The sequence below is a fragment of the Catellatospora coxensis genome, assembly GCF_016862635.1.
GTDB lineage: Bacteria > Actinomycetota > Actinomycetes > Mycobacteriales > Micromonosporaceae > Catellatospora > Catellatospora coxensis.
On sequence record NZ_BONI01000017.1, the window covers coordinates 121,529 to 133,300 of the forward strand.

13 protein-coding genes and 3 tRNA genes are annotated in these 11,772 nt (G+C 71.0%); 4 read left to right on the forward strand and 12 right to left on the reverse strand.

Going from position 1 to position 11,772, the window contains the following annotated elements; all coding sequences use genetic code 11:
• Nucleotides 1–22: 22 nt before the first annotated feature.
• From secE to Cco03nite_RS12735, 9 genes are all read right to left on the reverse strand, one after another.
• Nucleotides 23–415 carry a preprotein translocase subunit SecE gene (gene secE, locus Cco03nite_RS12695; RefSeq protein WP_203692240.1) on the reverse strand — a complete coding sequence of 131 codons (393 nt, stop codon included), beginning with the start codon at nt 413–415 and terminating at the stop codon, nt 23–25.
• A 226-nt stretch (nt 416–641) separates the two neighbouring features.
• Nucleotides 642–714: transfer RNA gene (locus Cco03nite_RS12700), tRNA-Trp, on the reverse strand.
• A gap of 150 nt (nt 715–864) precedes the next feature.
• Nucleotides 865–1,272 (reverse strand): MaoC family dehydratase, encoded by a 408-nt coding sequence (locus Cco03nite_RS12705; RefSeq protein ID WP_203692241.1) that lies wholly within the window; start codon nt 1,270–1,272, stop codon nt 865–867.
• Between the two features lies 1 nt (nt 1,273).
• Nucleotides 1,274–1,723, reverse strand: a complete 450-nt coding sequence (locus Cco03nite_RS12710) for a MaoC family dehydratase N-terminal domain-containing protein (RefSeq protein WP_203692242.1) — start codon at nt 1,721–1,723, stop codon at nt 1,274–1,276.
• Between the two features lie 75 nt (nt 1,724–1,798).
• Nucleotides 1,799–1,966, reverse strand: a complete 168-nt coding sequence (gene rpmG, locus Cco03nite_RS12715; RefSeq protein ID WP_018347744.1) for a 50S ribosomal protein L33 — start codon at nt 1,964–1,966, stop codon at nt 1,799–1,801.
• Nucleotides 1,967–2,143: 177 nt separating this feature from the next.
• A tRNA-Met gene (locus Cco03nite_RS12720) sits at nt 2,144–2,216 on the reverse strand.
• Nucleotides 2,217–2,256: 40 nt separating this feature from the next.
• Nucleotides 2,257–2,329, reverse strand: a tRNA-Thr gene (locus Cco03nite_RS12725).
• 107 nt (nt 2,330–2,436) lie between these two features.
• The gene (locus tag Cco03nite_RS12730) at nt 2,437–4,959 is read right to left on the reverse strand and encodes a putative bifunctional diguanylate cyclase/phosphodiesterase (RefSeq protein WP_203692243.1); all 2,523 of its coding nucleotides are present in this window, start codon (nt 4,957–4,959) and stop codon (nt 2,437–2,439) included.
• A gap of 44 nt (nt 4,960–5,003) precedes the next feature.
• Complete coding sequence (locus Cco03nite_RS12735; RefSeq protein ID WP_203692244.1) at nt 5,004–5,234, reverse strand: hypothetical protein; 231 nt, start codon at nt 5,232–5,234, stop codon at nt 5,004–5,006.
• A 245-nt stretch (nt 5,235–5,479) separates the two neighbouring features.
• Between Cco03nite_RS12735 and Cco03nite_RS12740 the strand changes: the two genes are divergently transcribed.
• The gene (locus Cco03nite_RS12740; RefSeq protein ID WP_203692245.1) at nt 5,480–5,701 is read left to right on the forward strand and encodes a hypothetical protein; all 222 of its coding nucleotides are present in this window, start codon (nt 5,480–5,482) and stop codon (nt 5,699–5,701) included.
• Nucleotides 5,702–5,741: 40 nt separating this feature from the next.
• On the opposite strand, the gene Cco03nite_RS42840 is transcribed toward Cco03nite_RS12740, so the two are convergent.
• Entirely contained in the window at nt 5,742–6,329 is a 588-nt protein-coding gene (locus Cco03nite_RS42840; protein ID WP_203692246.1) for a TetR/AcrR family transcriptional regulator, read from the reverse strand.
• A 76-nt stretch (nt 6,330–6,405) separates the two neighbouring features.
• Here Cco03nite_RS42840 and Cco03nite_RS12750 point away from each other — a divergent pair, with 76 nt between their 5' ends.
• The 3 genes from Cco03nite_RS12750 (at nt 6,406) to Cco03nite_RS42845 (ending at nt 8,030) form a co-directional block, all read left to right on the forward strand.
• Nucleotides 6,406–6,960, forward strand: coding sequence for a GNAT family N-acetyltransferase (locus Cco03nite_RS12750; RefSeq protein ID WP_239167323.1), 555 nt, complete (start codon nt 6,406–6,408; stop codon nt 6,958–6,960).
• Nucleotides 6,961–6,970: 10 nt separating this feature from the next.
• Complete coding sequence (locus tag Cco03nite_RS12755; RefSeq protein ID WP_203692247.1) at nt 6,971–7,783, forward strand: class I SAM-dependent methyltransferase; 813 nt, start codon at nt 6,971–6,973, stop codon at nt 7,781–7,783.
• Nucleotides 7,784–7,898: 115 nt separating this feature from the next.
• A complete protein-coding gene (locus Cco03nite_RS42845; RefSeq protein WP_275412034.1) occupies nt 7,899–8,030 on the forward strand; it encodes a hypothetical protein in 132 nt (43 codons plus the stop codon).
• A 28-nt stretch (nt 8,031–8,058) separates the two neighbouring features.
• Here Cco03nite_RS42845 and Cco03nite_RS12760 read toward each other — a convergent pair whose 3' ends face one another.
• On the reverse strand, nt 8,059–9,408 hold the full coding sequence (locus tag Cco03nite_RS12760) for an MFS transporter (RefSeq protein WP_239167329.1): 1,350 nt from the start codon (nt 9,406–9,408) through the stop codon (nt 8,059–8,061).
• Nucleotides 9,409–9,904: 496 nt separating this feature from the next.
• Nucleotides 9,905–11,772, reverse strand: a 1,868-nt coding sequence (locus tag Cco03nite_RS12765; protein WP_373314231.1) for a hypothetical protein, incomplete at its 5' end; no start/stop codon positions are given.

The window sequence follows — 11,772 nt, forward strand, 5'->3', positions numbered from 1 at the left end:
CCGCTCACTTCCGTAGTTTGTGTTACTTCGCGTCGCCGAAGACGAACAGCACGCCCTTGGCGTAGGCGAGGTCCAGCAGCGTCACGATGGCCATCATGAACGACACGAAGATCAGGACCACCGCGGTGTACGTCAGCAGCTCGTTCCGCGTCGGCCAGATGACCTTACGCAGCTCGGCGACGATCTCACGGACAAAACGTCCGATACGGCCGAAGAACCCGACCTTCTCGGCCTTCTCCGTGCTCTTGACCGCGCGGGAGCCCTTGCCGTCCGTCACCTTGCGGGACTTGGTCGCGGTGCCACCGCCGGAGACGCCGGACTCGTCGTCCTGGGTGTCGTCGTCGACAGCGTCGTCGAACACGTCGTCAACGTGCTCGGGCGCGGCGTCCTCGCCACGTCGGTTGCTCTCGGCCACTTCGCCCTACTTCCATCTCGCGGGGTGGTGTCGGAACCGTGAAGGGACACGATCCCGTGTGCCCGACGCAGTCGCACGAGGAGCACCTGTCACATCTGACCCGCCCCCACGCTGTGGGGCCGATACGGGCCATACGACCATGGTCCACCAGCCGAGGTCGTCTTGGAAGACAACCGGTGGGCCGATTCCCATGATCGCCCACCGCGGGCCGGTAGGCCAGAGCCAGCAGGGGCGACAGGACTCGAACCTGCAACCTGCGGTTTTGGAGACCGCTGCGCTGCCAATTGCGCCACACCCCTGTGCGGGAAATGCGCCCTGCCGGAGGCCGAAGACCACCGGCGGAGTTCATTAACCCCACGGCCGACCAGTGTACGGGTAGACAGGCGAGTGGGCCAACTGGCACTCCCTATTTTCTCTCGCCACCGGCCGGCCGCCCAACCGAGCCGCCCTCAGATCTGCTTGACCACGACCCTGGCCTGCGCCAACACCTTCTCGCCGGCGCAGGTCGCGGTGAGGTCGAAGGTCACCAGATCGTCCTCGGACACACTCTTGATCACCGCGGTGAACTCGACCTCGGTGCCCTCGTCGGTGTCGGGCACCGGCACCGGACGGGTGAACCTGACCCCGATGTCGAGCACCGCGTCGGCGGAGCCGACCCAGCCGGTGACCGCCCGGCCGGCCAGCGCCATGGTGTACATCCCGTGCGCGATCACCCCGGGCAGGCCCACTCCGACGGCGGTGCGCTCGCTCCAGTGGATCGGGTTGAAGTCCCCCGACGCGCCCGCGTAGCGGACCAGGTCGGCCCGGGTCACCCGGAACGTCTGCAGCGGCAGCTGCTGGCCCTTCTCGAACGCCATCTCACTCACCATGCCCTCGGACGACGAGCTTGCACACCACGGTCACCACGGGCTCGCCGGCCGGCGTGGCCAGCTCGGCGCGGGTGGTCAGGAAGTCGTGCCCGCCGCGGTGCGTGATGTCGTCGATGCTGCTGACGACGACCAGCTCGTCCCCGGCGACGATCGGGCGGCGGTACGAGAAGCGCTGGTCGCCGTGGACCACGCGGGTGTAGTCCATGCCCAGTTCCGGGTCGGTGACGATCTGCTCCATGGCGGCGAAGCTCAGGATGATCGGGAAGGTGGGCGGGGCCACCACGTCGCGGTAGCCGGCCTTCTGCGCGGCCTCCAGGTCGTGGTACAGGGCGTCCTGCGCACCGATCGCGGTGGCGAACTCCCTGATCTTCTCGCGGCCCACCTGGTAGGGCTCGGTCGGCGGATAGGTCCGACCGGTGAATGACTGGTCCAACGGCATACCGGTGAACCTATGCCAGCAGGGGGCGGCCCGATGGGCCGCCCCCTGCTGGGAACGTCTGCTGGACCGGAGAGGTCAGCGGGTCTCGCGGTGCGCGGTGTGCTTGCCGCAGCGCGGGCAGAACTTCTTCAGCTCAATCCGATCCGGGTCGTTACGCCGGTTCTTCTTGGTGATGTAGTTCCGCTCCTTGCAGTCCACGCACGCCATGGTGATCTTTGGACGTACGTCAGTCGCCTTGGCCACGGGAGTGCCTTTCTAGAACAAGCTTCTTTGAGTTACCGGCATACCAAGATAGACGACGTCCATCCAGACATGCAAAAAGGCTCGCCATGGCGACCCTCACACCGCGACCAGGGAATAGACTCACCGGTCTGCGATCTCGCGTTGACTGGCGACACGCACCAGCGATTCAACACAGCGTAGCGGTGGCCGGAATTGAACCGGCGACACAGCGATTATGAGCCGCTTGCTCTGCCATCTGAGCTACACCGCCGTGGCGGGCACTCCCGGTGGATGCACCGGGAGTCCGGTCGAGCCCCCTTACGGAATCGAACCGTAGACCTTCTCCTTACCATGGAGACGCTCTGCCGACTGAGCTAAGGGGGCGTGCTCGTTGCCAGGTGATTTCCCACCTCGCCGCGCGCCTTGGTAAGAGTACACAACAACCAGCCGCCGCGGAAATCGGGATACCCCCGGGCGCGGCGCGGTGTCGCTCAGCCCACCGCGCGCAGGCGGCGGACCTCGCCCAGCGGGGTCGGTTCGGCGTCGGTCTGCGCGCCCAGCCAGGCCTCCAGCCGCTCGTACGGCAGCGGCCGGCTGAACAGGAAGCCCTGCCCGATGTCGCAGCCGATCTCCTCGAGCAGCTCCAGCGTCAGCTCGCTCTCCACGCCCTCGGCGACCACGCTCAGCCCGAAGTGCCGCGAGATGTCCACCACGGCCCGCACGATGGCCAGGTCACCCGGGTCGGTGGCCATGCCCTGCACGAACGAGCGGTCCACCTTCACCTCGTGCACCGGCAGGCGGCGCAGGTAGGACAGGGACGAGTAGCCGGTGCCGAAGTCGTCCACGCTCAGGTGCACGCCGAGGTCGTAGAGCCGGCGCAGGGTCGGCAGCAGCCGGTCGACGCCGTCCACCACGCCGTCCTCGGTGATCTCCAGGGTCAGCCGGTCGGGTGACACGCCGTACTCCTGGAGCAGCTCGTCCACCCGGTCCGGGAAGGCCGGGTCGACCAGGGTGCGCGGCGAGAGGTTCACCGCCACCGACAGCGGCCGCCCCGCGTCCACCCACTGGCGGGCCCGGCGCAGGCCTTCGCGCAGCACCACCTCGGTGAGCCGGGCGAGCTGCCCGGTGTGCTCGGCCACCGCGACGAAGTCCTCCGGCTGCACCGCGCCGTGCGTCGGGTGCTCCCAGCGGGCCAGGCACTCGACGCCGACCAGGCGGCGGTCCCGCAGCGTGACCTTGGGCTGGAAGTAGACCTCCAGCTCGTCGTTGTCCAGGGCGCGGCGCAGGTCTCCGGCCAGGCCGAGCCGGCGCACCGAGCGCGACTCCAGCGCCAGGTCGAACAGTTGCACGCCGCCGGCCAGCGCCTTCGCCGAGTGGGTGGCCACGTCGGCGCGCTGCAGCAGCGTCGCCGGGTCGGAGCCGTGCTCCGGGTGCAGGCTGAGACCGACCGCCGTGTCGACGTCCAGGGTCAGCGAGCCGAACGTCATCGGGTTCTGCAGCTGGCTGCGCAGCTCCGCGGCCAGCTGCAGCGCCGCCTCCGCGTTGGGCTGGCGCAGCGTCACCACGAACTCGTCGCCGCCGACCCGGCCGACCAGCGCCGCGGGCGGCGACAGCGTGCGCAGCCGGGTGGCGACCTCGGCCAGCAGCTGGTCGCCTGCGGCGTGTCCGAGCGAGTCGTTGACGTCGCGCAGCCCGTCGACGTCGAACATCAGCACCGCCACGACCTCGCCGGGCGCGCGGACCCGGACCGCCTCTTCCAGCGCCTGGTTGATGCGCCGGCGGTTGGGCAGCGCGGTGAGCGTGTCGTGGTACGCGTCGAAGCGCAACCGGTCGACCAGGCGGTTGTTCTCCACCGCCACCGCGGCGTGCGCGGCGATCGCCTCCAGCAGGCGCACGTCACCGGGGTCGAAGGACAGGTTGTCGCCGAGCCGGCCCGCCACCTCGAGCGTGCCGATCACGGCCGAGCTGGCGCGCAGCGGCACGACGATGGCGTCCTTGGTGCCGTGCTCGCGCAGTTGCGCCCGCAGCTGGTCGTCGCCGAACTTGGCGCCGGCGGCGACGGTCTGCCCCGCCTCGACCGCCTGCTTGCGCAGTGATTCGGGGGCGCCGGCCACGTCGAGCAGGCCCTTGTCGTCGGCACGGGCGCTCAGCAGCACCTCGGGGTGGCGGCCCTGCGCCGGCAGCCACAGCGTCGCGTACTCGGCCTGGAGCACCCGCCGCACCCGGGCGAGCAGCACGTCGGGCAGGGTGCCGTCGTGCGGCGTGTCGGAGATGGCCCCGGTCAGGTCGTAGATCTCGGTCAGCGTCCGGTGCTGTGTCATCGACCGCGCATACGAGCGGTAGGCGACGACGAAGAAGACCAGCAACACCGCCATGAGCGCGAACGCCGCCGGACCCTGCTGCAGGATGAGCAGGATCGCCAGGCCGATGGTGGTGGTGATGACCGCGACGATGAAGCCCGGCACCACCGTCGCCGCCGTCTCCTGGGGCGCGAACCGGCCCTGCACGAGGCTGATCACCCCGGTGACGCCGATGAACGAGACGACGACGCTGGTCAGCACGGCGACCATCAGGACGACCCAGCTCGTGGGGTCTCGGGGATTCACCGGCGTGATCGGCAGCACGACGAGGTTCGCGCACGCGGTGGCCGCCGCCATGAGCGAGACGTTGAACGCGGCCTTGACCGGCATGGCTCTTCGGTGCCATTGGACCAGCGCGTACACCGCGACTCTGACGATCAGCAGGGTCACCGGGGGCAGGTATGCCAGCGCCAGCACGAACGGGATGTCCGCCAGGGTGAGCACGAACCCGTGCCGCCGGATCTCGAACTGCAGAACCGTCAGTTCGGAGCCCAGGAAGAGTGCGAAGAAGACCAGTGCCAGCAGCCATTCGCCCAGCGGCTCCGGCGATTTGCGCAGTGTCAGGGCGGTCAAGCCAAGGGTGACCAGCGCCAGCGGCCCCGTGATGAGCCACGCCAGCTCCGGCGAGCGCTTGACACGCCGATCAATGGCCACTGTCGTCGATGCTCCACTCCGCGCTAGCCGGCCGCGGCCGGCTGTCAGGTCCAGTCGACGGAGAGTGACTCCATCCTCTGCTGCTCACCGTTGTGCTGCTCGCCGTTGTCCGCCGGACTCGTCGTCCAGTCCACACTCTGCGCGCCCTGCTGCTCGACACGGGTCCAGTCGACGCTGTCAGCAGCGGCGGGGCTCGCGTTACCGAGGGAGACAACGCCCAGTGCCGCGAGAACCGCGCCACGGATCACCAAGCGGCCGAGCCTGCTTGTACGCATCGTCAACTCCACGGGACAGCGGTAGGTCAGTAGTTGACTTGGATCGTGCCACAGTCGTCGGCGCGGGAGGAAGCCCACAGGGCGTGCCACGCCGCCGACACGCGGATTTCTAGCCGTTCGGTGGTGATTCGCGTGTCCGCCAGAACCACCCCGCCAGACGGCAGGAGCATAAAGCGACACTGTACGTCTCCGGCTCGCCCCCGGATAGTCTTCTACGCTTGTTCGAACATGTGTACGATACCGCCATGATGCGACTGGTAGAGCACCGCTGGAACGGCACCACCGCCAGCTACCGGCGCCAGGACGTGTTCCTGCGCGTCAACCCGGCCGGGCCCTGGGAGGTGGAGCACCGCCAGCACGGCCGCTCCGTGATGCGGGAGTACGCCACCGAGCGCGAGGCCCGGCGGGTCGCCGACGGCCTGTGCGCGCAGGGCGAATGGCGCAATCTGGAGCACCTGCACCGCTGACCGCGCCGGGGCCGCCACCGCGAGGCGCCCCTGCCGCCGGTCATCGCGCCAGCCGTGCCACGAAGTCGTCGACCAGCTTGACCTGCCGCTGCGGCGGGAACCGGGCCGGGTCGAAGAGCGCCTGCACCACCAGCCCGTGCGCGAACCCGGCCGCGGTGGCCACCACGTCGTCGGGGTCGGCGTCGGCCGGCAACTGTCCCAAGCGGACGGCCGCCTCGACGTGCGGGCGCAGCATGCCCCGCCAGCGCTCGTAACGCCGCAGCTCGGCCGCGGCGAGTTCGTCGTCGCCGAGCGCGGCGTCCCAGAAGCTGACCCACACCTTGTTCATCGCGGCGATCTCCGGGTCCAGCGGCATCACGTGCAGCAGCGCGGCCCGCAGGCCGGGCAGCCCCTCCCCTTCGGCCGGCGGGCGCTCGCGTCGCCGCCCGTGCTCGTGCGCGACCTCCAGCGCGTGCCGCAGCAGCGCCTTCTTACTGGGGAAGTAGTGCGTGAGCAGCCCCGTCGAGGCGCCCAGCTGCGCGGCGACGGCGCGCAGGGTAAGCCCGCCGAAACCCTTCGCCGCGAGCACCTCCCACACCGCCTCGGACACGTCGCGACGCCGGGCGTCATGGTCACCGCGTGCGGGCATCGCCACTCCTCTGGTCCATCGGCTAGGCTACGCCAACTTACATAACAAACGTTTGGTACGCGAGACTGGAGCGCCCGTGCTGACCCACCCCCTCACCGACACCGCCGAGATGCGCGCCCTCGAACCCGCCTACGCCGCCCAGTTCGCGGCCTTCATCGAGCAGCACCGCGCCCATCTCGCGCCCTGGCTGCCCTGGGCCACCGCCCTCATCGACGAGCCGCAGACCCGCGCCTGGCTGCAGCGATATGCCGACGATGCCGCTCGCGACGCCGGCCGCATCTACGGGATCTGGCTCGACGGCGAACTCGTCGGCGGCACCCTCTTCCGCACCTTCGACGTCCGCTTCTCCACCGCCGAGATCGGCGTCTGGCTCGCCCCGCACGCCCAGGGACAGGGCCTGATCACCCGCGCCGCCACCCGCATGATCGCCTGGGCGGTCGAGGAACGCGGCATCAACCGCGTCGAGTGGCGCACCGTGCCCGGCAACGCGCCCAGCATCGCCTGCGCGAAGCGGCTGGGCATGACCCTCGACGGCGTGCTGCGCGAAGCCTTCCCGCACCAGGGCGTGCACCACGACGTGCGGGTCTACTCGCTGCTCGCCGCCGAGTGGCGGGACCGGAGCCACCGGTAGGCTCCGGCCGGTGACGACACCCTTCGACGACTACGAGCGCCGCCTGTGGCAGGGCCGCGCCGCTGCGTACCGGCGCAGCTTCGCCGCCCTGTGCGGGCACACCGCTACCGCACTGCTCGACGCGGCCCGCGTCGGCGACCGGACCCGGCTGCTCGACGTGGGCACGGGAACCGGCACCGTCGCGGCGCTCGGCCTGGCGCGCGGCGCGGTGGTCACCGCGGTCGACGCCGAGCAGAGCATGGTCGAGGCGGCCCGCCGCGAGGCGCCCGCCGCCGACGTACGCCACGGCGTGCTGCCGGACCTGCCGCTGGACGACCGGCACTTCGACGCCGTGGTCGGCAACTTCGTCGTCAACCACGTCGGCGACCCCGCCGCGGCGGTGCGGGAGCTGCGTCGGGTCACCCGCCCCGGCGGCCGGGTCGCGGTGAGCGTCTGGCCGGCTCCCGCACCGCCGCTGCAGCAGCTCTGGGGCACCGTCGCGGCAGCCTGCGGCCTGCGCCGCCCGGAATCCGCGCCGCTGGTCGCCGAGGAGCTGAACTTCACCCGGGACCGGGACGGGCTCGCGAACCTGCTGCGCGGCGCGGGCCTGGCAGAGGTCTCCGCCGACACCGTCACCTGGACCCACCGCGCCGACCCCGAGGACTGGTGGGCCGGACCGGCGAACGGGATCGGCGTGCTCGGCGCGATGCTGGCCGTCCTCGACGACGCCGCGGTCGCGAAGGTCAAGGCGGAGTACGACCGGACTGTGGCGGCCCATCTCGACCAGGACGGCCGGCTCGCGCTGCCCACCGCCGCGATCATCGCCGCAGGCCAAGCGCCCTGATCAAGACGGCCCCGACCCGCTTCCGCGGCCACGGGCCGGATCCACGCATCGATGACCTCATCCGTTCATCCGATCCGGGGCCACACACTCGGCTCCTTACCCCTATCCTCGCGGGGTGTTCGAGAACCTCGGTATCCCGGAAATCCTGCTCCTCTTCGCCGCCACCACCCTGCTGATCGTCGGCCTCGCCTTCCTCGGCGGCCGAGCCTTCGCCCGGCGGCGCACGCCCGGCCGTACCCCCGAATGACCGGTCGTCCCACCAAAGGTCGGCAGCCCTAGCGGCTGCCGACCGGCTCCGGCGGCGACACGTCGGCCGCACGCGGTGACACCGCATCGGCCCCTTCCTCGTCGTCGCCGCTGGAGGAACGCGCGTCGGCCAGCACGTCCGCGGGGACGTGCCGCTCGAGGAACCGCCGGGCCAGCCGGGTCGACGGGTGGATGGCGACGGTGGCCAGCAGGATGATGCCGGCGATCACCAGCCAGCCGGCGGCCCCCCAGCTCAACGCGAGGAAGGTGTACGCCGCCGGCGCCCAGACCTTGCCGAGGGTGCCGCTCAGCTCGGCCGCGCCCTGGTAGGCGCCGCGCTGGCGCGGGTCCATCAGCTCGGCCTCGAAGGACCAGCTCGCCGCCGACAGGTAGAGCTCGGCCCCCGTCACGGTGACGTGGCCCAGCCAGACCAGAGCGATCGTCACCCAGCCGACGGTGTCGTGCGTCGCGAGCGTGATCAGGCAGGAGAGCACGAAGAAGGTCGAGGACAGCCGGATCGCCTTGAGCGCGGTCGGCAGATCCTTGACGCCGCGCGAGGTGACCATCGGCAGGAAGATGCACATCACGGTGTTGGTGGCGAACAGGAAGGCCAGCAGCACCCGCGGCGCGTCGGTCTGCTCGACCAGCCAGAGCGGGATGACGACGTTCAGCAGCACCTGGTTGGTCCAGAACACCCCGCTGAAGAACGTGGTGAGCAGCCAACCCGGGTTGCGCAGCGGACCCGGGCCGGGGATGCGCAGCTTGCGGTCCTCCGGGGTGCGCTCGTCATGCGAGGCCTTGGGCAGCCGGGTGACCGCGGCCGCGTTGACCAGGAAGACCGCGGCGGTGAACCAGGGCAGCGCGTGCAGCACCTCGTTGGAGTGGAACGCGAGCGCGATGCCGCCCATCACCGAGCCGAGGGTGAAGCCGAGGTTGAGCGCGGAGTACATGTAGGCGCGTGACTTCACCCGCTCGTCCGGCGGCAGCACGTCGATCGTGTACGCCCCGTACGCGGCGCCGCCGAGCGCACCGATCACCTCCATGGCGACGGCCATGAGGACGTAGCCCTGGAAGTCGGTGATGAACGGCCAGACCGCGAACATCGCCGCCTGCCCCGCGGCGCTGACCGCCCACATCTTCTTCGGGCCGTACCGGTCGACGAGCTTGCCCATCGGCACGGCGGCGAGGAAGGCGGCGATGCCCGCCAGCGTCAGGCCGAGACCGACCTGGGCCGCGGACAGTCCGACGATCTTGGTGAAGAACACCGCCGACCCGGTCATGAACGTGCCCTCACCGAGCGCGAACAGCAGCGACTGCACGGAGAGGCGGCCGGCCAGGGGCGACGGGGGGCGGGCACGGCCGAGGAGGGCGGAGAGCATCACGCGGGGATTGTCTGGGTGCGGTGCGACGGTTGTCGCCCCATTTACCCGGTCCAGGGGCTGCGAGGATTGATCGTCAGCGGTATAAAACCGCCGTGACCTCACTCGACAAGTTGCCGTACCGGGTCTGGCTAGGTGGAGTCGTGATCTTCGGCATCGTTCCGGTGATGCCGCTGCTCACGGCAGGCGCATCGCAGGGGCGTTCCTGATGATCATGTCCATCCTGTACGCCGTAGGCCTCGGCCGGGCCGTTTATCGACAGAACCTGCTCGCGCGCGGCGTCCATCTGGACGACTGACGGTCACATCGCCGAAGTCGCCGCATCACCCGACCCCGCGCCGTTCGCGCTGGACAACCTCGTGCGGTTGCACCCGCCGGCGGAGAAGCCCATCGACCCAGCGCCGTCGACGCCCGCAGCTTTCGCGACGGATTTACAGCCTGGACGTGTAGGTCGTTACCAGCACGCATAACACGCGGCAGTAGAATCTACCGGAAATCAGACGTCTCCACGCTCCCGCTGCAGCCCTGCCAACTCCCGGGCGGCTTCCCCGTCCCCGGCGTCGGCACGGCGGGCCAGGACGGCGATCGCCCCATCAACGTCACCGCGCTCTCGTAGCAGCCCCGTAAGTTCGCGGGCGGCAGTCGCGTCGCCGATGTCGGCACGCCGGCGCAGCACGGCTACCGCCCCGTCGACGTCCCTACGCTCCCGCAACAGCCTTGCCAGTGCGTAGGTGGCGAACCCGTCCCCAGCGTCGGCACGGCGGCGCAGCGCGTCGACGTCGCCACGCTCCTGTAGCAGCCCCGCCAGCTCACGGGCGGCACCCCAGTCCCCGGCGTCGGCATGACGGCCCAGCGCCAGTGCCACGCCATCGATGTCCCCACGCTCCCGCAGCAGCCCCACCAGTGCAGAGGCGGCCTCCCAGTAACCCGCGTCGGCACGGCGGCGCAGCTCGTCGACGTCACCACGGCCCAGCAGCAACCCCACCAGCGCAAAGGCTGCAGCCTCATCGCCGGCGTCGGCACGGCGGCGCAATTCGTCGACGTCACCAAGCTCCCGCAGCAGCCCCACCAGCGCAGAGTCGGCCTTCAAATCCCCAGCGTCGGCACGGCGGCGCAGTTCGTCGACGTCACCAAGCTCCCGCAGCAGCCCCACCAGCGCAGAGGCGGCCTCCCTGTCCCCAGCGTCGGCACGGCGGCGCAGAACTCCTACCGCCCCGTCGACGTCACCACACTCCCGCAGCAGCCCCGCCAGCTCCTGGGCGGCAGTCCCGTCCCCGGCGTCGGCACGGCGGCGCAACACCGCCACCGCCCCGTCGACATCCCCACGCTCCCGCAGCAACCCCGCCAGCTCCCGGACTGCGCCCCAGTCCCCGGCATCGGCACGGCGGCGCAGCTCGTCGACGTCACCACGCTCCCGCAGCAGCCCCGCCAGCTGCCGAGCGGCTTCCCTATCGCCAACGTCGGCACGGCGGCGCAACACCGCCACCGCCCCGTCGACATCCCCACGCTCCCGCAGCAACCCCGCCAGCTCCCGGGCGGCACTCCCGTCCCAGCCATCGGCACGGCGGCGCAACACCGCCACCGCCCCGTCGACATCCCCACGCTCCGCCAGCAACCCCGCCAGTACCCGGGCGGCACTCCCGTCGCCGGCTTCGGCCCGGCGGCGCAGCTCCTCGACATCCCCACGCTCCCGCAACAACCCCGCCAGCTCCCAAACTGCGCTCCAATCCCCAGCGTCGGCACGGCGGCCCAGCTCGCCGACATCCCCACGCTTCCGCAGCAACCCCGCCAGCTCCCGGGCGGCAGTCCGGTCCCGGGCGTCGGCACGGCGGCGCAGCTCGTCGACATCCCCACGCTCCCCCAGCAGCCTTGCCAGCGCGGGGCCGGCCTCCTCGTCCCCGGCGTCGGCACGGCGGCGCAGCTCGTCGACATCACCGCGCTCCCCCAGCAGCGATGCCAGCTCCCTGGCGGCCCTTGGATCCCCGGCGTCGGCACGGCGGCGCAACACCGCCACCGCCCCGTCGACATCCCCACACTCCCGCAGCAACCCCGCCAGCAGCCGGGCGGCCTCCCCGTCCCCGGCGTCAGCACGGCGGCGCAACACCATCACCGCCCCATCGACATCCCCACGCTCCGCCAGCAACCCCGCCAGTACCCGGGCGGCACTCCCGTCGCCGGCTTCGGCCCGGCGGCGCAGCGCGCCGACGTCGCCAAGCTCCCGCAGCAGCCATGCCAGCGCGGAGGCGGCCTCCTCGTCCCCGGCGTCGGCACGGCGACCCAGCTCGCCGACATCGCCAAGCTCCCGCAGCAGCAATGCCAGCACCCAGGCAGCCTCCTCGTCCCCGGCGTCGGCACGGCGACCCA

What these genes read in the sequence shown, in the direction of transcription:
- Cco03nite_RS12705 (WP_203692241.1), bottom strand. Translation starts at nt 1,272, where the DNA reads ATGGCGTTCGAGAAGGGCCAGCAGCTGCCGCTGCAGACGTTCCGGGTG.
- Cco03nite_RS12710 (WP_203692242.1), bottom strand. Translation starts at nt 1,723, where the DNA reads ATGCCGTTGGACCAGTCATTCACCGGTCGGACCTATCCGCCGACCGAG.
- Cco03nite_RS12735 (WP_203692244.1), bottom strand. Translation starts at nt 5,234, where the DNA reads ATGCGTACAAGCAGGCTCGGCCGCTTGGTGATCCGTGGCGCGGTTCTC.
- Cco03nite_RS12740 (WP_203692245.1), top strand. Translation starts at nt 5,480, where the DNA reads ATGATGCGACTGGTAGAGCACCGCTGGAACGGCACCACCGCCAGCTAC.
- Cco03nite_RS42840 (WP_203692246.1), bottom strand. Translation starts at nt 6,329, where the DNA reads ATGCCCGCACGCGGTGACCATGACGCCCGGCGTCGCGACGTGTCCGAG.
- Cco03nite_RS12760 (WP_239167329.1), bottom strand. Translation starts at nt 9,408, where the DNA reads ATGCTCTCCGCCCTCCTCGGCCGTGCCCGCCCCCCGTCGCCCCTGGCC.